General features: G+C 60.5%; 18 protein-coding genes. 10 read left to right on the top strand and 8 right to left on the bottom strand.

Annotated features, from left to right (window positions below; genetic code table 11):
* Positions 1 to 309 precede the first annotated feature (309 nt).
* Positions 310 to 1,113: a SirB1 family protein gene (locus J7E36_RS01410; protein ID WP_214999157.1), complete on the bottom strand. Its 804-nt coding sequence runs from the start codon at positions 1,111 to 1,113 to the stop codon at positions 310 to 312.
* A 185-nt stretch (positions 1,114 to 1,298) separates the two neighbouring features.
* Here J7E36_RS01410 and J7E36_RS01415 point away from each other — a divergent pair, with 185 nt between their 5' ends.
* Positions 1,299 to 2,318 carry a Glu/Leu/Phe/Val dehydrogenase family protein gene (locus J7E36_RS01415; protein ID WP_214999159.1) on the top strand — a complete coding sequence of 340 codons (1,020 nt, stop codon included), beginning with the start codon at positions 1,299 to 1,301 and terminating at the stop codon, positions 2,316 to 2,318.
* Between the two features lie 66 nt (positions 2,319 to 2,384).
* Here J7E36_RS01415 and J7E36_RS01420 read toward each other — a convergent pair whose 3' ends face one another.
* Positions 2,385 to 2,645, bottom strand: a complete 261-nt coding sequence (locus tag J7E36_RS01420; RefSeq protein ID WP_214999161.1) for a YebG family protein — start codon at positions 2,643 to 2,645, stop codon at positions 2,385 to 2,387.
* 255 nt (positions 2,646 to 2,900) lie between these two features.
* Between J7E36_RS01420 and J7E36_RS01425 the strand changes: the two genes are divergently transcribed.
* Entirely contained in the window at positions 2,901 to 3,401 is a 501-nt protein-coding gene (locus J7E36_RS01425) for a phosphate-starvation-inducible protein PsiE (RefSeq protein WP_214999163.1), read from the top strand.
* On the opposite strand, the gene J7E36_RS01430 is transcribed toward J7E36_RS01425, so the two are convergent.
* Positions 3,398 to 3,721 carry a DUF3509 domain-containing protein gene (locus J7E36_RS01430; RefSeq protein ID WP_214999166.1) on the bottom strand — a complete coding sequence of 108 codons (324 nt, stop codon included), beginning with the start codon at positions 3,719 to 3,721 and terminating at the stop codon, positions 3,398 to 3,400. The two genes, J7E36_RS01425 and J7E36_RS01430, sit on opposite strands and share 4 nt — an antisense overlap.
* A 495-nt stretch (positions 3,722 to 4,216) precedes the next feature.
* On the opposite strand from J7E36_RS01430, the gene J7E36_RS01435 reads away from it, so the two are divergent.
* On the top strand, positions 4,217 to 4,627 hold the full coding sequence (locus J7E36_RS01435; protein WP_214999168.1) for an HPF/RaiA family ribosome-associated protein: 411 nt from the start codon (positions 4,217 to 4,219) through the stop codon (positions 4,625 to 4,627).
* A 97-nt stretch (positions 4,628 to 4,724) separates the two neighbouring features.
* On the opposite strand, the gene J7E36_RS01440 is transcribed toward J7E36_RS01435, so the two are convergent.
* The gene (locus tag J7E36_RS01440; RefSeq protein ID WP_214999170.1) at positions 4,725 to 5,600 is read right to left on the bottom strand and encodes an AraC family transcriptional regulator; all 876 of its coding nucleotides are present in this window, start codon (positions 5,598 to 5,600) and stop codon (positions 4,725 to 4,727) included.
* 138 nt (positions 5,601 to 5,738) lie between these two features.
* On the opposite strand from J7E36_RS01440, the gene J7E36_RS01445 reads away from it, so the two are divergent.
* Positions 5,739 to 6,635 (top strand): DMT family transporter, encoded by an 897-nt coding sequence (locus J7E36_RS01445; protein ID WP_214999172.1) that lies wholly within the window; start codon positions 5,739 to 5,741, stop codon positions 6,633 to 6,635.
* Between the two features lie 63 nt (positions 6,636 to 6,698).
* On the opposite strand, the gene J7E36_RS01450 is transcribed toward J7E36_RS01445, so the two are convergent.
* The 4 genes from J7E36_RS01450 to norR form a co-directional block, all read right to left on the bottom strand.
* Entirely contained in the window at positions 6,699 to 7,670 is a 972-nt protein-coding gene (locus J7E36_RS01450; protein ID WP_214999174.1) for a 2-hydroxyacid dehydrogenase, read from the bottom strand.
* A gap of 220 nt (positions 7,671 to 7,890) precedes the next feature.
* Positions 7,891 to 8,640 carry a YkgJ family cysteine cluster protein gene (locus J7E36_RS01455; protein ID WP_214999176.1) on the bottom strand — a complete coding sequence of 250 codons (750 nt, stop codon included), beginning with the start codon at positions 8,638 to 8,640 and terminating at the stop codon, positions 7,891 to 7,893.
* Positions 8,641 to 8,872: 232 nt separating this feature from the next.
* On the bottom strand, positions 8,873 to 9,775 hold the full coding sequence (locus J7E36_RS01460; protein ID WP_214999178.1) for a chemotaxis protein CheV: 903 nt from the start codon (positions 9,773 to 9,775) through the stop codon (positions 8,873 to 8,875).
* Between the two features lie 179 nt (positions 9,776 to 9,954).
* Entirely contained in the window at positions 9,955 to 11,508 is a 1,554-nt protein-coding gene (gene norR, locus J7E36_RS01465; RefSeq protein WP_214999180.1) for a nitric oxide reductase transcriptional regulator NorR, read from the bottom strand.
* Between the two features lie 144 nt (positions 11,509 to 11,652).
* On the opposite strand from norR, the gene hmpA reads away from it, so the two are divergent.
* The 6 genes from hmpA (at position 11,653) to cyoD (ending at position 18,493) form a co-directional block, all read left to right on the top strand.
* The gene (gene hmpA / locus J7E36_RS01470) at positions 11,653 to 12,834 is read left to right on the top strand and encodes an NO-inducible flavohemoprotein (protein ID WP_214999183.1); all 1,182 of its coding nucleotides are present in this window, start codon (positions 11,653 to 11,655) and stop codon (positions 12,832 to 12,834) included.
* A gap of 426 nt (positions 12,835 to 13,260) precedes the next feature.
* Complete coding sequence (locus tag J7E36_RS01475; RefSeq protein WP_214999185.1) at positions 13,261 to 13,770, top strand: disulfide bond formation protein B; 510 nt, start codon at positions 13,261 to 13,263, stop codon at positions 13,768 to 13,770.
* Between the two features lie 775 nt (positions 13,771 to 14,545).
* Entirely contained in the window at positions 14,546 to 15,493 is a 948-nt protein-coding gene (gene cyoA / locus J7E36_RS01480; protein ID WP_214999187.1) for a ubiquinol oxidase subunit II, read from the top strand.
* Positions 15,494 to 15,496: 3 nt separating this feature from the next.
* The gene (cyoB, locus tag J7E36_RS01485) at positions 15,497 to 17,527 is read left to right on the top strand and encodes a cytochrome o ubiquinol oxidase subunit I (RefSeq protein ID WP_214999190.1); all 2,031 of its coding nucleotides are present in this window, start codon (positions 15,497 to 15,499) and stop codon (positions 17,525 to 17,527) included.
* Between the two features lie 3 nt (positions 17,528 to 17,530).
* Entirely contained in the window at positions 17,531 to 18,157 is a 627-nt protein-coding gene (locus tag J7E36_RS01490) for a cytochrome o ubiquinol oxidase subunit III (protein ID WP_214999192.1), read from the top strand.
* Positions 18,158 to 18,493: a cytochrome o ubiquinol oxidase subunit IV gene (cyoD, locus tag J7E36_RS01495; RefSeq protein ID WP_214999193.1), complete on the top strand. Its 336-nt coding sequence runs from the start codon at positions 18,158 to 18,160 to the stop codon at positions 18,491 to 18,493.
* The last annotated feature ends 3 nt before the right edge of the window (positions 18,494 to 18,496 follow it).

Consider the following 18,496-nt stretch of genomic DNA (forward strand, 5'->3'; position numbering starts at 1 on the left):
CTTATAGCCGACCTGGCTCTTTCGGCCATACACCCGCCAGATCTGCGGTGCCTGGGCTGTAGAACCAAATCTATGAGAGGCAAATCTGTGGGGGGCAAGTCTGTGGGAGCAAAGCTTGCTCGCGAGGCGTCCTGACAGCCGACCAACTCTTCCGACTATACCCTGATCTCCCTGTGGGAGCGGGCTTGCTCGCGAATGCGGCCTGACAGCCAACCAGCCTCTTCCGGCAGTACCCAACCCCCTGTGGGAGCGAGCCCGCTCGCGATAGCGGCCTGACAGTCAACAAAGCCGTCAAACCTCTCCGCCTACTCAATGCACAATCGAATTCGGCGGCAGATGCCCCAGCCGTTCCGTCAGCCTTATTCGCTGGATGGGGTCGTCACTGAGCATCAGGGCATGTTCCAGGTCGAATCGCTCGGCGTTGGGGCAGTCGAGGCGTTGGTACAGGCTGGCGCGGGCGAGGTAGTCGGCGGCGCTGGCGTTGCCCAGTTCCAGCACCCGTTCGGCGTCGATCAGCGCCGCGATGTAATCGTCGTTCGCCAGGTGCAACTGGCGCAGATTGCGCGACAGGCGCTGGAGCATCTGAATCGGTTCGGCGGTGACCAGGTGCTCAGCCTTGAGCGGCATGTTTGCGCCGTATTGGCGATTCAGCAATTGCCGGCAGTCGTTGGTGTACAACCGACGCCCACCGCACGGATCAAGCAAATGGTCGGCGCCAGGTACCTTCAGCAGGAAATGGCCGGGGAAATTGACGCCGACCATCGGAATCTCCAGGCCTCGCGCCAACTCCAGGGCGATCAGGCCGAGGGCCAGCGGTTGCCCTCGCTTGCGCGCCAATACCTTGTCCAGCAGCGCAGCTTGCGCGCGCAAAGGCGTGGCATCGTCCTGAGCGAAGCCCAGGTCATTGAGCCGTCGCAGTAACGGCTGGCCCAGTTCGTTGACCGGCAGCATCGGCAGGTCATGGCTGACCCGCTGTTGCAGATCTTTGAAATCTCTCAGCAACGCCGGTACATCCACCTCGCGATCATGTTCGGCGGCGATCCATAAAGCGGCTTCGAACAGCGCCGGCGGCGAGCGGTGCAGGCAGGCAAAAAAGGCTTGGCGCGGTTTCATCAAACTCTCCGGGCTATGCCCCCGTTGTAGCTCTGCCATGGACTTTCGTCCAGTCCCGGACAGACGCCGTCACAGGTTATGCCGAAAAGGTCGAAGACAACGTGATCTTATTCTGGTGTGTTTCAGCAAATTCCGACCGCACGCCTATACTGGCGGAACGAACAAAGTGATTCGGGAGCCTTTCGATGTTCGCTCTCATGCAAAGCTCCCGCCTTGAATCGCTGCACTTAAGCGTAGACCCGATGACCGGGTTGAAGGCGGTGATTGCCATTCATTGCAGCCGTCCAGGGCCCGCCCTGGGAGGTTGTCGTTACCTTGCCTACCCCGACGACGAAAGTGCCGTGGCGGACGCCGTGCGTCTGGCCCAAGGCATGAGCTATAAGGCGGCCCTGGCCGGTTTGCCCGTGGGTGGCGGGGTGGCGGTGATCATGCGCCCAGCCCATGTCGAAAGCCGCGCAGCATTGTTCGAGGCGTTTGGACGCTGCATCGAGCAACTGGACGGGCGCTACATCACCGCCATCGACAGTGGCACGTCGGTGGCCGACATGGATTGCATCGCCCAGCAGACCCGTCACGTCACCAGCACCACGTCCGCCGGAGACCCCGCGCCCCATGCGGCGATGGGCGTATTTGCCGGCATCCGGGCCACGGCCATGGCGCGCCTGGGCAGCGACAACCTCGAAAGCCTGCGGGTGGCGATCCAGGGCCTGGGCAATGTCGGTTATGCCCTGGCCGAACAGCTGCACGCAGCTGGCGCCGAACTGCTGGTCAGCGACATCGACCCTGGCAAGGTGCAACTGGCGATGGAGCAACTGGGCGCCCACCCCATCGCCAACGATGCGTTGCTCAGCACTCCCTGCGACATCCTTGCACCCTGCGGCCTGGGCGGGGTACTCAACAGCCACAGCGTGGCGCAACTGCGCTGCTCGGCGGTGGCCGGTTCGGCCCATAACCAGTTGAGCAACCTGCAAGTGGCTGATCAACTGGAACGGCGCGGGATCCTCTACGCACCGGATTATGTGATCAACTCAGGCGGCCTGATCTACGTCGCCCTGAAGCATCGCGGCGAAGAACTGCCGACCATCACCGCGCACCTGTCGAAAATCGGCACGCGCCTGACCGAAGTCTTCGCCCACGCCCAGGCGGAAAAGCGCTCACCGGCCCGGGTGGCCGATGAGTTGGCGGAGCGTTTGTTGTACCGATAAAAAAAGATCGCAGCTTCAACAGCACCACATTGTGGGGCGCTGTCGAAGGCTGCGATCTTCTGTTGGTTATTCGTCCGACGGGTTGAGCAGTTCGGCCAAGGCGTCCGGTTGGCTCTTGAAGGCCTTGGCGAACACATCACGGTTCTTCGCCATGTAGATCCCGGCTTCTTCCACCTGTTGCTCACTCAGCGATGGCACCGCTTTGTGCAACACCTGCGCCAGCAATTCGGCGAGTTCCAGCATCTTGTCATGACGGTCAGCTTCGGCTTTATCCATGAACAAGCGCTCCAGATCTCGGCTGCTGCGGTATACCACTTCGACGGCCATTTACCACCTCACATGCCTTCACATTGGTTGTCTTTGTGAATACTGTATTTATATACAGGCAAGAGGATAAGCGAATCCTTTTGCTTTGGATAGTGGCTTTTTAATGTAGACCGATTTCGGGGTTTGTTCCGCGAGCAACGTGTCCGATGCCAGCCTGTCGCCATCTCATGACAGCCTCTGGCCTTTTTTCTGCATGCAGAAACCGTCACGTCCAACCCGCATCATCCGGTCGAGTCGACCTAAGGAAACCACATCGTGAAAATCAACTGGGCCGAGAACCTGCGCCAGAACGTGCATCAACTGGCCGAATCCCTGGGCAACCTGTTCGTCGAGACCTTCCACTACCTGGCGCTGTTCGCCATTGGTGCAGTGACTGCCTGGGCGGCGGTGATGGAGTTCCTGCAGATGATCGAGGCAGGGCACATCAAGATCGATGACATCCTGCTGCTGTTCATCTACCTGGAATTGGGCGCGATGGTCGGGATCTACTTCAAGACCAACCACATGCCGGTGCGGTTTCTGATCTACGTGGCGATCACGGCGCTGACGCGCCTGCTGATCTCCAACGTTTCCCACCACAACCCGCCGGACCTGGGCATCATCTACCTGTGCGGTGGGATTCTGCTGCTGGCGTTCGCGATCCTGGTGGTGCGCTATGCCTCGTCGCAATTCCCTTCGGTGAAGATCGAGCACCCGCACCGCAAGGTGGGCGCGGGTTCCAGCGAGCATGCCGAAGTGGAAAAGGGCGAAATCTAGAGGCTGGCGGCAGAGGATGCCGTGCCTTGCGCGTGTGCTTGCGGCGGTGGCAGCTTGAAGTTGTCGCCGCCCGTCATGGCTTCCAGGATGGCCACGGCGCTGTGACCTTCTTCGATGGCGATGCCGAATTGAATGCTCTGCACCAAGCGTCGCAGGCGTTCCGGGTCGTTGCGCTGCTGGGCGCTGATCATGCGTTTGGCGACAATGCGCCCGCTCTTGGACAGGGTCAGCATGATGCTGCCGTCCAGGCCCTGGATGCTCAGGTTGATTTGATAGTGCGGCGCAAAAGCGTCGGTAATGATCTGAAAAGGGTTGTCCATGATGCGTCACCGCCTGATTGAACGTGCAGTTGTTGACCGGCCTTGATCGGGATTAGTTCGTAACACCAGACCATCGGCATTCCATGATCGTGCTCATCGTCAGTTCCCAGGGGCAGTGCACAAGGCGATCAGGTGATCGCGGCTTGCAACGGCTCCCTTCTGGTGGATAGCAAGGGGCGTGCCGGAAAAACCGTCGGACAATGTTCGCGGGGTGGAGGGCGTTGAGGCTCTGGAACGGGAGGGCATAGGCTGCCCGTTTCGGGGCCGGGTGTTCGTTGGCGGTGCGAGCGGGGTGCGATTTTGCAAGAGGTGGCGGAGCCGGGAAACTCCCGACATTAACAGCGCCTTTGTCCGTTGTCCGGCTTTATTTGCAAATGAATATTTTTCTTTTTCCAGGGGTTGAATTGTTCTGCCGCCAGCCCGACTCTGTATTCAAGGGGCCGTTGCACCAACGTCGATGGCCCCCGGCGAGCTAGCTGAAATAAGGGATGAACTATGCAAATCCAAGTCAACAGCGATAACCATATTCAAAGCAGCATCCGACTGGAGGAGTGGGTACGTACTACCATCGAAAGCACGCTCGAACGTTATGAAGAAGATCTGACACGGGTTGAAGTCCATTTGCGGGACGAGAACGGCGACAAGCCGGGGCCTCATGATTTGCGTTGCCAGCTTGAGGCTCGGCCAAAAGGTCATCAGCCGATTTCCGTGACACACAAGGCCGATTCGCTGGAACTGGCGATCGAAGGGGCGGCCACCAAGCTGGAGCACGCCCTGGAGCATTTGTTCGGCAAGCTGCGCGGCAAGCGTGCCGCCAATGCGGTGCCGACCGAATCAGTCGCGTTGGCCGACGCGTTGCTGGAGGAAGAATTCCTGGAGAACGAACGGGCCGCGCTTAACGGGTGATACCCCGTTCAATTTGAACCTCAGTGGAAAAGGGCCTGCAATCGCAGGCCCTTTTCATTTGCAGGGATCTGAAGAGCGATGCCGAAGCGGCGATCTTCTAACGCAAAAACGCCTGCCGATATTCCCCAGGCGTCGCTCCCAAGGCCTGGCGGAAGCGGTTGGTGAAGTGGCTGGCGCTGGCGAATCCACAGCCCAGCGCCACATCGCCCAACGGTTGCGACGTGGTGCGCAGCAGCTGCCGCGCCCGCGCCAGGCGTCTTGCCAGCACATATTGGTGGGGTGGCAGGCCGAAGCTTTCGCGGAACATCCGTGCGAAGTGGTATTGCGACAATGCGCACAACGCCGCCAACTGCCCAAGGCTGATGGCGTCGGCGAGGTGGCTGTCGATGTAGTCCACCAGCAGGCGCCGCTGGTGAGCGGCCAGGCCGCCCTTGAGGCGCAGCTCATGGCGCTGGCCGACCTGGCTGAGCAGCACATGATCGAGCAAGTCGTGGGCCAGGCTGGTGGTCAGCAAGCGTTCTGCGGGTTCGTCCCAGTTCAGTGCGATCAACTGGCGAAAACGCCGGGCCTGTAGCGGGTCGTCGAGGAACGTCGCTTCGCACAGTTGCACTTGCCGGGGTTCGCGGTCCAGCAGCGTGACGCAACCGAGGGCGAACTGTTCAGGACTGAAGTACAGGTGGGCGAGGCGGATGTCGCCGTTGATGACCCAGGCCGACTCATGCCCGGCTGGCAGGATGCAGAGTTTGTCGGGGCCGCCGGTGGTGTCCGGTCGCTCGCGACGAAACGTGCCGGTGCCGCCGGCGATGTAGCACGACAGCGTATGGTGGGTCGGCGCCTCATACTCCTGGGCGTCGTGATGATTGCTCCACAACGCGGCCGCCATGCCGTCACCCAGCTCGGCACTGTGCTCCAGGCGAGCATTGGGCGAGCGGTTGAGGGCTTGAAAGACTTGCAAGGTCTGCAGTGTGGGCATGATCGATGGTCTCCAACGCCTTGCATCCTACTCCGTCGACCGGCCGGTGCCAGCCAGGCTGCCGAGAAAACCGCAAGTTTATGCAAGTGCCGGTTTGGCCGCGCCGTGATACTGGGGGCATTGTCAGGAGCTGCCGCCATGAACCTCTCGTTGTACCTGCTCACCGTGCTCATCTGGGGCACCACCTGGATCGCGCTGAAACTGCAGTTGGGCGTCGTTGCCATCCCGGTGTCGATCGTCTACCGCTTCGGCCTTGCAGCGCTGATTCTGTTTGCGCTGCTGCTGCTCAGTCGGCGCCTGCAGGTGATGAATCGGCGCGGTCATCTGATTTGCGTGGCCCAGGGGCTGTGCCTGTTTTGTATCAACTTCATGTGTTTTCTTACCGCCAGCCAGTGGATTCCCAGCGGGCTGGTTGCTGTGGTGTTTTCCACGGCCACGCTCTGGAATGCGCTCAATGCGCGGCTGTTCTTCGGGCAGCGGATTGCCCGTAACGTGTTGTTGGGTGGAGCCTTGGGACTGCTAGGCCTGGCGCTGCTGTTCTGGCCCGAGCTGGCCGGTCACAGTGCGAGCCCGCAAACGCTGCTCGGGTTGGCGCTGGCGCTGCTGGGCACCCTGTGTTTTTCGGCGGGGAACATGCTGTCGAGCCTGCAACAGAAGGCCGGCCTCAAACCGTTGACCACCAATGCCTGGGGCATGGCCTATGGCGCAAGCATGTTGGCGGCCTGGTGTGTTTTCCAAGGCATTCCCTTCGATATGGAATGGAACACGCGCTACATCGGTTCGCTGTTGTACCTGGTGATCCCCGGTTCGGTGATCGGCTTTACCGCCTACCTGACGCTGGTCGGGCGCATGGGGCCGGAGCGGGCCGCGTATTGCACGGTGCTGTTCCCGGTGGTGGCGTTGAACGTTTCGGCCTTTGTCGAAGGTTATCAATGGACCGCACCGGCGTTGGCCGGGTTGGTTTTGGTGATGTTGGGGAACGTGTTGGTGTTCCGCAAGCCCCGCCCGGCGTCCATGAAAGCCGCGTTGGGCTGAGTCAGCCAATAAACCGTGGCGAGGGAGCCAGCGCCCTCGCCACGGTGCCTTACGGCTCGGGGTTTATTTCCAGACCTGCGGGTTGACCAGGTTCTGCGGTCGCTCGCCCAGCAGCGCACTGCGCAAGTTATCCACCGCAAGGTCGGCCATGGCAGCACGGGTCTCGGAGGTGGCCGAGCCAATATGCGGCAGGGTGACGGCGTTCTTCAGCTGGAACAGCGGCGATTCGGCCAGTGGCTCTTTCTCGTAGACATCCAGTCCGGCGCCGCGGATGCGGTTGTTTTGCAAGGCTTCGACCAACGCGGGCTCATCCACCACCGGACCGCGGGAAATATTGATCAGGATGGCGCTCGACTTCATCAGGGTCAGTTCACGCTGCCCGATCAAGTGGCGGGTCTTCTCGCTCAAGGGCACGACCAGGCAAACGAAATCCGCTTCTGCCAGCAGCTGATCCAGCTCGCGAAATTGCGCGCCCAGCTGGTTTTCCAGTTCGGTCTTGCGGCTGTTGCCGCTATAGATAATCGGCATGTTGAACCCCAGCCGGCCACGCCGGGCGATGGCTGCGCCGATGTTGCCCATGCCGACGATGCCCAGGGTCTTGCCGTGTACATCGCTGCCGAACAGTTGCGGTCCGACCGTCGCCTTCCATTCCCCGGCCTTGGTCCAGGCGTCCAGTTCCGCAACGCGACGGGCGCTGCTCATCAGCAGGGCGAAGGCCAGGTCGGCGGTACTTTCGGTGAGCACGTCGGGGGTATTGGTGAGCATGATCCCGCGCTCATTGAAGTAGCTCAGGTCGTAGTTGTCGTAGCCCACCGAAATGCTGGACACCACTTGCAGGTTCGCGGCGCCTTGCAGCTGCTCACGCCCGAGCTTGCGCCCGACGCCAATCAGCCCATGAACGTGGGGCAGGGCTTCGTTGAACTGCGTGTTGATGTCACCCTTCGACGGGGTTGGCACGATCACGTCAAAGTCCTGTTGCAGGCGCTCGACTACCTGGGGCGTGATACGGCTGAAGGCAAGTACGGTTTTTTTCATCGCGCAAGGCTCATCTGGCAGAGAATACCAAGCACGCTAACATTCTGGGTGGGGATTAGGCGAGGGGGAGCCTGATTGGAACACGGGTCTGGAGTGCAATACCTGTGGGAGCGAGCCTGCTCGCGATGGCGCCGGGTCAGGCAACATCGTCGGTGACTCACCTGCCGCCATCGCGAGCAGGCTCGCTCCCACAGAGGGGCTCTATACCTGTCCTGCCGACTTACGCCGCCCGCAACGAAATAAACGCGTAGTTCACGGGCGCTTCGGTCACAACCCGGGCGCCGCTGGCCGTCACCTGATCCGCCACGTCATCGCCGGACAGGTGGAACTGCCATTCACTTGCCGCTTGCTCCAGGGGCTGTATACGCACCTGATCGAGGGCGATGGCAAACGCCGCCATGTCCGGCAGGTACGCCGTGAAGCCGTCGCCCTTCAGCGCGGTGGTGCGAATGCCCAAGGCGGCGCAGACGTGGTCCTTGAGAGCGATGTCCTCACGATCGGCCTGGCGTGAGCGCTCGATCAGCGTGGCCAGTTCCTGATCGATCAGTTTGCCGCCGACGATCAGTTGCGGACCGGTTTCCCAGGACTCCGGCGGGCAGTCCTTTGCGGCGGGATTGAGCGGGATGTGCGGGTTGATTTCCATCGGATAGATGCGGCACACCAAGGGCCGGCGTTCGTAGATGCGACACAGGTTGTCTTCGTCGAGATTGCGACAGCGACCCGCGTTGTAGGCGGCAAAGGTAATCGCCACGCGGGCTTCGGTGGTACCGCTGTGGACCACCGCCGAGCGGCGCTCGGCATGCTCGCGTTGCGCCACCGGCAGGCCAAGGCCGTCCGGCAGGAAGGCTTCCACCAGGACAATCACCTGGCCGCCGTCTTCAGCCCACATCCGGGCTTCGGCAAGGGTCAGGGGAACGTGGTGATCGGAGCAGCATTTGCCACACCCTACGCAGGAAAACGTTGTGTTCATTGAACGCCCGGTCGCAAATGGCTGGGAGGCGGCGACAGAAAAACGCCGTGGTGAGCCGGGCGAAGCAAGTTGTGCGCCAGCTACCGGGGCACCACAAAGCCTGTGGGAGCCGAGCTTGCTCGCGATGTGGGGTCTCAGTCGACAATAATGTTGGCTGTTCCACCGCTATCGCGAGCAAGCTCGGCTCCCACAGGCTCTGCGTCGTTTGCTCCTGTCAGGGCAAGCCCTGCACTCAGTGCCCTTGCTCAGCCACAGCCTTTGCGGCGGTGATCAGGCACTTGGTCAGCTCTGGCGAGGAGAACTTGGTGAGCACGCCGTTGGCGCCGGCCAAGCGGGCCTTTTCGCTGTTCATGGCACTGTCCAGGGAGGTGTGCAACAACACATAAAGGTGGGCGAAGTCTGGCGTTTCGCGCAAGGTCCGGGTCAGGGCGTAGCCGTCCATTTCCGACATTTCGATGTCGGAGACGATCAGGTTGATCTGCTCGGCTGTGCCTTGCAGGTCGAGCAGGCACTCGATGGCTTCCTTGGCACTGCGGGCGGTGTGGCATTGCAGGCCCAGGTTGCGCAGGGTGTACACCGACTGTTGCAGCGCGACCTGGCTGTCATCGACTACCAGGATTCGCGCATTGCCCAGGACTTCGGCGTCTTCCATGCTCAGCTCGGTAGGCGCGGTTTCGATCTGCGCCGGTGAAATGCCGTGAATGACTTTTTCGATGTCGAGCACCTGCACCAGATTGCCATCCACCGACGTCACGCCTGTGATGAACGCGCGCGTACCGCCGGAGCCATAAGGGGGGGGCTTGATGTCGGTGGTCAGGCAATGGACGATCTTGCTCACCGCCTGTACATGCAGGCCCTGCTTGGAGCGACTGACGTCGGTGACAATCAGACAACCACCGTCCGGGTCTTCCAGCGGCCGTTCGCCAATGGCGCGGCTCAGGTCGATCACCGACAACGACGCCCCGCGCAGGGTCGCGATGCCTTTGACGTGCGGATGTGACTCCGGCAGTTTGGTCAGGGGCGGGCAGGGGATGATTTCACTGACTTTCAGCAGGTTGATTGCCATCAGCTTGCCGCTGCGCAAAGTAAACAGCAGAAGCGAAAGTGAATCTGCGCGGGCTTTGTTGGAAGACATAAAAACCTTCTATGGAAAAAGGTGAGGCGAGCGCAAGGATCGCCAAAACAGCTTGTGATAGTGGGTTATCGACTTGTTGGGGGCAGGCTTTAGGGTGAAAGCGGTCGACAGACGATTTCCAGTCAGTAACGTGTGAATACCCACTTTGTGGCGAGGGGATAAATTCCCTCGCCACAAAGCTACTTGAGCCCCAACCGCCGCGCCATTCGCCCCAGGTTCGCCCGGTCCAGCCCCAGCTCCCGGGCGGCGCTGGCCCAGTTGTGCTGGTGGCGCTCCAGGGTCGCGCCGATCAGCTTGCGCTGGAACTCATCCACCGCTTCGCGCAAGTCCCCGGTAACCGCCGGCATATCCGGCGCAGGATTGACGGCTGTGGGCTCGGTGTCAGCTAAAGGCACCTGGGGCAAATCAAGGTCCTGGGCGCTGAGGCTGAGGATTTTCGGGCGCACCGGACAACTGCCCAAGGCCTTCAAGGCACTGCGGCCGATCAGGTGTTCCAGTTCGCGCACATTGCCCGGCCAATCGTAGGCCAGCAGCGCGACCTGGGCATCGCTGGTCAGGCGCAGGCTGCCCAGGCCCATGCGCGAGCGGTTCTGTTCCAGGAAGAAGCCGCTGAGCAGCAACACATCCCGGCCACGATCACGCAACGCCGGTACCTGCAGCGGGTACACACTCAAGCGATGGTAGAAGTCGGCCCGATAACGCCCGTTGCGCACTTCTTCGGCGAGGTTGCGATTGGTGGCCGCGATCAGCCGCACATCAACCCGGTGTTCCTTGTCCGAGCCCAGGCGTTGCAGCTGGCCACTTTGCAGCACCCGCAGCAGCTTGGCCTGGACGGTCAGCGATAACTCGCCCACTTCGTCGAGGAACAAGGTCCCGCCGTCGGCCAGCTCGAACTTGCCACGGCGGTCACTGGTAGCGCCGGTGAAGGCCCCGCGCACATGGCCAAAGAGTTCACTTTCCACCAACGTGTCCGGCAGGGCGGCGCAGTTGAGGCTGATCAGCGGCTGGTCGGCGCGTTTGGATGCGGCGTGGATGGCCTGGGCGACCAGTTCCTTGCCGACCCCGGTTTCCCCGGTGATCAGCACCGTCAGGTCGCTGCCGCCCACCAGGTTGATCTCTTCCACCAGGTGTTTGTGCGCCTTGCTCTGGCCAATCAGGTCGCGGGGCTGTTGGCCGCTGGCTTGGCGATAGACCTCGGCGCGGCGGTGCTCGTCCTCGGCCTTCAAGGCCAGGCGCTCGATGCGCTCGGCGGCGCTGACGGTCGCGGCGGCGAGGCTGGCGAAGGCTTGCAAGGCCCCGAGGTCAATGGGTTCGAAGCGCTCCGGGTCCAGCGAATCGAGGGTCAGCAGACCCCAGGGCCGCTCGTCGACGAACAGTGGGCAGCCCATGCAGTCATGGACCTCGAGGTGTTCGTCCAAGCCATCGACCAAACCGTCGTACGGGTCGGGCAGGGCGCTGTCGGCGGCGAAACGGGTCGGCTGCGGGTTAGCCAGCAACGCTTCGAAGCGCGGATGTTCCTTGACCCGGAAGCGGCGGCCGAGCGTATCGGTGCTCAGGCCGTCCACCGCCAGCGGCACCAGGCAGTCTCCGTCCAGACGCAACAACGCGGCGGCGTCGCAAGGCAACAGGGCACGCAGGGCGCCGAGCAGGCGTCGATAACGCTCGCCTTCGGGCAATTCGCGCGACAGGTCGGCCACCAGTGGCAACAGCGAGGTCAGGGACGTTGCGGTCATAAAGACTCCATGTAGTCGAAAAGACTATAAATGTAGCGAGTCCTTATGACTGCTTAATTTATAACATGCTGAAAATAAAGGTAAAAAATTATGGCATGGAATCTGATACAGCTTAGGTATCAGTACCACGTCAGGAGTCACCTTATGCTTAGTCGAGAACAACGTGCCATTGTTCGCTCCACCGTGCCCTTGCTGGAAAGCGGTGGCGAAGCGCTGATCACTCACTTCTATCGCATGATGCTGTCCGAATATCCACAGGTGCGTCCGCTGTTCAACCAGGCTCACCAGGCCAGTGGCGACCAGCCGCGGGCGTTGGCCAACGGCGTGTTGATGTATGCGCGGCACATTGACCAGCTCGACCAGTTGGGCGACCTGGTGGCGAAAATCGTCAACAAGCACGTCGCCTTGCAGATCCTGCCACAGCATTACCCGATTGTCGGTTCCTGCCTGTTGCGGGCGATTGCCGAAGTGTTGGGCGAGGAGATCGCCACCCCTGAGGTGATCTCCGCGTGGACGGCGGCTTACAACCAGTTGGCCGACATCCTCATTGGTGCCGAAACCGGCATGTATGAACAGAAAGCGGCGGCGCCGGGCGGTTGGCGGGGCGAGCGGGCGTTCATCCTGGCGGCCAAGGTGCAGGAAAGCTCGGAAATCACTTCGTTCTATTTCGAACCGGCGGACAAGGGGCCGATCCTGATGGCCGAGCCCGGCCAATATATCGGCATGAAACTGTTCCTGGACGGTGAAGAAGTGCGCCGTAATTATTCGCTGTCGGCCCTGGCGGACAACGGTCAGTACCGTATCAGCGTCAAGCGCGAGGCGGGCGGGCGGGTGTCCAACTACCTGCATCACCATTTCGATATCGGCAGCAGCATCCAGCTGTTCCCGCCGTCCGGGGATTTCTACCTGACCGCCAGCGATAAACCGCTGGTGTTGATCAGTGGCGGCGTTGGCATCACCCCGACCCTGGCCATGTTGCAGGCGGCCTTGCAAACCGAGCGCCCGGTGCATTTCATCCATTGCGCACGCAACGGCCGTGTCCATGCGTTCCGCAGCTGGATCGACGACCTGGCCGAGCGGCACCCACAGCTCAAGCGTTTCTATTGCTACGACGAAGACGACGGCGTAAGCCCGCCGGCTGACACGGTCGGGTTGTTGAGTCAGGAGCAACTGGCGCAATGGTTGCCGGAACAGCGTGACCTGGATGCCTACTTCCTCGGGCCGAAGGGCTTCATGGGCGCGGTCAAGCGCCATCTCAAGGCCTTGGGCGTGCCTGATGGACAGAGCCGCTACGAGTTCTTCGGGCCGGCGGCGGCGCTTGAGTAAAATAGCCAGGTGGACCGGGTTGCCTGCATCGCGAGCAGGCTCGCTCCCACATGGGATGGGGGTGAACACAATAAATACCCACGAACCCTGTGGGAGCGGGCTTGCTCGCGAAGACGGCCGCTTCGTCAACCTCAATGTCGCCTGACACTGCGCTTTCGCAAGCAAGCCCGCTCCCACAGGACCAGCGACACACCGAAGATCCAATGTGGGAGCAAGCCTGCTCCCACATTGAAGCGGTATGACCACGGTTTCGTGAACCAGCCACCCAAAATTAATCCGCACTTAACCCACTTCCTGTCTATTCCCCTGCAAAGTCGCCGGCGGCCGCTCGTTCTCTGTCATGGTCAGCGTGTAGACTTCGGCCACCGATAGCGTGCCGAGTGTCGCGAGGCTGCGCGTCGATCCATATAGATAAAGGGAAACGCAATGAGTGAGGAAATGACGCGGTTAGGTCGTGAGCGGCGCTATCTGGTGTTGCTGGGGCTGATCTGCCTGGCGCTGATCGGCGGCGCGCTGTACATGCAGGTGGCCCTCGGTGAGGCGCCGTGCCCGCTGTGCATCCTGCAGCGCTATGCGCTGTTACTGATTGCGATCTTTGCCTTTATTGGCGCGGCCATGCGCAGCCGTCGCAGCCTGACCATTTTCGAAATCCTGGTAGTGCTCAGCGCCCTGGCCGGTGCGGGTGTGGCGGGACACCATGTGTACACTCAGTTCTTCCCTGCGGTCAGCTGCGGCATCGACGTGCTGCAACCGATTGTCGATGATCTGCCCCTGGCGAAGATCTTCCCGCTGGGTTTCCAGGTCGATGGCTTCTGCTCCACCCCGTACCCACCGATCCTGGGCTTGTCACTGGCGCAGTGGGCGCTGGTGGCCTTCGTGCTGACCGTGGTGCTGGTGCCGGTGCTGGTGTTGCGCAACCGCAAAGCGCTTCGCTGAACCCCCAATGGAACGCCTTGGACTCTCTCTTGGAGGGCCGGGGCGTTTTGTGTTTCAGCCTTAGGTTGGATCGGCCTTGACCGGAGGCAAGCACGACCTGCGACAGTCTGCGACATGTTGTCACATACGTGCCGACCTACAAGCTTTGCACAGGCGAATAAACACGTACTTCTGTAACAAAAAGGTGCTCGGTTTGGCCAAACACTTTTCCGTTGTAGCAGGCATTTTTAACAACGAAGCGCTGGCTGGCCTAGCCCCCGTAAAACGGGCGCTTGCCAGGCAAATTCTCGCCTTTGAAGGTCCCTCTGGCTGTCTGAATCGGGCGTAGTAGCCTTACCTTTTCTGGGTTTTTGTTGAGAATCAGTTTCGATAACATGCCTGCGCTTTGCAATCCTGGCGATAGATTATTGCTGGATCGGAGAGAAATTATTTCGGGATGAGACATGGTCTACAGCGCGTCAGCTCACTACAATCGCTCGCACCGAATTTCCGAACCGGCTCAGGCTTGAGCACGAGAGTGGTCGAAGGGCGCGAGCGCCCCATGCGACCCCAGGTGTCGGTGTCTCCAACTACCCGCACCAAACGGAATTGGGCTTGAACTAGGCCTTTTGACCAACGAATAAGAACTCACTGCTGGCCCGGGATGTGTCGAACAGCGTCTGACGTTCGATGGGCAGCCCTTATTCAATCCAAGAAAAATGCCAACCCTTGGCAGGGTGAAGTGTTGGCGATCAAAACCCAACTGCATTGCGCAAGCTGCTTTAGAGGTCGTGAGATGAGTAAAAACAGGTACCCCCGATTGCTAGGCTTGTTGCCGTTGCTCGGCACGTTGCTGCTGGGAGGCTGCAACATGACCTTGCTCGATCCAAAGGGCCAGGTCGGCCTGGATGAGCGCAACCTGATCATCACCGCCACGCTGCTGATGTTGCTGGTGGTCGTGCCGGTCATCGTCATGACCTTCCTGTTCGCCTGGAAGTACCGCGCATCCAACACCAAGGCCGTGTACACGCCGAAATGGTCGCACTCGACCAAGATCGAAGCCGCGGTGTGGACGATTCCGGTCCTGATCATCATTGCCCTGGGTTACGTCACCTACAAGTCGACCCACGCCCTGGATCCTTACCGTCCGCTGGACTCCGACGTCAAGCCGATCACTATTGAAGTGGTCTCGATGGACTGGAAGTGGCTGTTCATCTACCCGGAACAAGGCATCGCCACGGTCAACAAGATCGTGTTCCCGGCCCACACGCCGATCAACTTCAAGGTCACCTCCGACACCGTGATGAACTCGTTCTTCATCCCGGGCCTGGGCGGCCAGATCTACGCCATGGCGGGCATGCAGACCAAGCTGCACTTGATCGCCAACCAGAATGCCGAAATGGACGGTATCTCCGCCAACTACAGTGGCGCGGGCTTTACCGGCATGAAGTTCAAAGCAATCGCCACGACCCAGGAAGACTTCGACGCCTGGGTCAACGATGTGAAGAAGGCACCTAAACAGCTTGAAAAAGCTGAATACGCAGCCCTTTCCAAACCGAGCGAAAACAACCCAGTCGAACTCTACTCGTCGGTCACGCCGAACCTTTTCCAGACCATCATCGACAAATATGAAGGGATGAATCCGGGTAAGCCGATGCATCACGAGAAGAACGAAAAGGAAGTGGCGCACAACATGGAAGGGATGGACATGAGCTCGCATTCAGCTGCCGGGGCAGAGGAGTAAACGATGTTTGGTAAATTAAGTTGGGAAGCGATCCCGTTCCACGAGCCGATTGTCATGGTGACCCTCGCCATCATCGCGCTCGGTGGCCTGGGTCTGTTCGCCGGTATCACTTATTTCAAGAAGTGGACCTACCTGTGGACCGAGTGGCTGACCTCGGTCGACCACAAGAAAATCGGCGTGATGTACATCGTCGTCGCCATGGTCATGCTGCTGCGTGGTTTTGCCGACGCCATCATGATGCGGACCCAGCAGGCCATGGCCACTGCGGGTTCGTCCGGCTACCTGCCGCCTGAACACTATGACCAGATCTTCACCGCCCACGGTGTGATCATGATCATCTTCATGGCGATGCCATTCTTCACCGGCCTGATGAACCTTGCAGTGCCGCTGCAGATCGGTGCGCGTGACGTTGCCTTCCCGTTCCTGAACTCCCTGAGCTTCTGGCTGCTGGTGTCTGGCGTCGTGCTGATCAACGTGTCCCTGGGAGTTGGCGAATTCGCCAAGACCGGCTGGGTCGCCTATCCGCCGTTGTCGGGGCTGCAATACAGTCCGGGCGTGGGGGTCGATTACTACATCTGGGCGCTGCAGCTATCGGGGTTGGGTACGACACTGACGGGGGTCAACTTCCTCGCCACCGTGCTGAAAATGCGTACCCCTGGCATGAAGCTGATGGACATGCCGATCTTCACCTGGACCTGCACCTGGGCCAACGTGCTGATCGTCGCTTCGTTCCCGATCCTCACCGCTACCCTGGCTTTGCTGACGCTTGACCGCTACATGGATTTCCACATTTTCACCAATGAACTGGGTGGAAATCCGATGATGTACGTGAACCTGTTCTGGGCCTGGGGTCACCCCGAGGTGTACATCCTGATCCTGCCGGCGTTCGGTATCTTCTCCGAAGTGATCTCGACGTTCTCCGGCAAGAAACTGTTCGGCCACCACTCGATGATTTACGCCAGCGGCGCGATCTCGGTACTGGGCTTCATGGTCTGGCTGCACCACTTCTTCACCATGGGTTCGGGGGCCAGCGTCAACGCCTTCTTCGGCCTGGCGACGATGCTGATTTCGATCCCGACCGGGGTGAAGCTGTTCAACTGGCTGTTCACCATCTACCAGGGCCGTCTGCGCTTCACCAGCCAGGTGATGTGGACCCTGGGCTTCATGGTGACCTTCGCCATCGGCGGCATGACCGGCGTACTGCTGGCCATCCCGGGTGCAGACTTCGTGCTGCACAACAGCCTGTTCGTGATCGCGCACTTCCATAACGTGATCATCGGCGGCGCCGTGTTCGGCTACATCGCAGGCTTCGCGTTCTACTTCCCGAAAGCGTTCGGCTTCAAGCTGCACGAAGGTTGGGGCAAGGCCGCGTTCGGCTTCTGGATCACCGGCTTCTTCGTCGCGTTCATGCCGCTCTATGCACTGGGCTTCATGGGCATGACCCGCCGCTTGAACACCACCACCAACCCTGAGTGGGTGCCGTACCTGTACGTCGCCATGTTCGGTGCGGTACTGATCGCCTGCGGTATCGCCTGCCAGCTGATCCAGTTGTACGTCAGCGTGCGTGACCGCAACAAGCCAGAGAACATGTGCGAACACGGTGACCCGTGGAATGCCCATACCCTGGAATGGTCGACCTCTTCGCCGCCACCGTTCTACAACTTTGCCGTGCTGCCCAAAGCAGACGTCATCGACCCGTTCACCGAAGCCAAGGAAAACGGCACCGCGTACCAGGCCCCGGCCAAGTACGAGCCGATCCACATGCCCAACAACACCGCCACCGGTGTGGTCATGGGCGGCCTGTTGACGGTGTTCGGTTTCGCGATGATCTGGCACATCTGGTGGCTGGCTATCGCAAGCCTGGTCGGCACCGTGGTGTATTTCGCGATCCATGCCGCCCGTGATGATCAGGGCTACATGGTGCCGGTGGATGTCATCGAACGCATCGAAGCCGAGCAGCACAAGCGTCTGGTCGCAGCCGGGAAGATCCCTGCTAACGCCACCCGTGTTGAAACCTCGTTGGAACAGGCTTAAACCATGTCGAACTTAGTGACCAATGTTGGACACGCCCATGGTCATGACCATGGGCACGATGACCATCACCACGACTCGGGCGAGATGACCGTATTCGGTTTCTGGCTCTACCTGATGACCGACTGCATTCTGTTTGCGTCGATCTTCGCAGCGTACGCGGTGCTGGTTAACAACGTCGCCGGTGGCCCGTCGGGCCACGACATCTTCGAGCTGCCGTACGTACTGGGCGAAACCGCCTTGCTGCTGTTCAGCTCGATCACCTACGGCTTCGCCATGCTGGCGTTGTTCAAGGGCAAGAAGAACCAGGTACTGGGCTGGCTGGCCCTGACCTTCCTGTTCGGTGCCGGCTTCATCGGCATGGAGATCAACGAGTTCCACATGTTGATCTCCGAAGGTTTCGGTCCTAACCGCAGCGGCTTCCTGTCCGGGTTCTTCACCCTGGTCGGCACCCACGGTCTGCACGTGACCAGCGGCCTGATCTGGATGGCGATCATGATGTACCAGGTCCAGAAAAACGGCCTGACCGCTACCAACAAGACGCGCCTGAGCTGCCTGAGCCTGTTCTGGCACTTCCTGGACGTAGTGTGGATCTGCGTATTCACCGTTGTTTATCTGATGGGGACCCTGTAAATGGCTAACGCTCATTCCCATGATGGCCACGACGCCGGCCACGGCAGCGTCAAGTCCTACGCCATCGGTTTCATCCTGTCGGTGATCCTGACCGTCATTCCGTTCGGCCTGGTGATGTACCCGACGCTGCCGAAAAGCCTGACCCTGTGGATCGTGCTGATCTTCGCCGTGGTCCAGGTACTGGTGCACCTGGTGTACTTCCTGCACCTGGACCGCTCCGCCGCCCAGCGTAACAACGTGGTTGCGTTTGTCTTTGCCGCGATCGTGATTGTCCTGCTGGTCGGCCTGTCGTTGTGGATCATGTTCAGCATCCACACCAACATGATGGCGCACTGAGGA

This window comes from Pseudomonas fluorescens (assembly GCF_018614775.1).
Classification (GTDB): Bacteria; Pseudomonadota; Gammaproteobacteria; order Pseudomonadales; family Pseudomonadaceae; genus Aquipseudomonas; species Aquipseudomonas fluorescens_BY.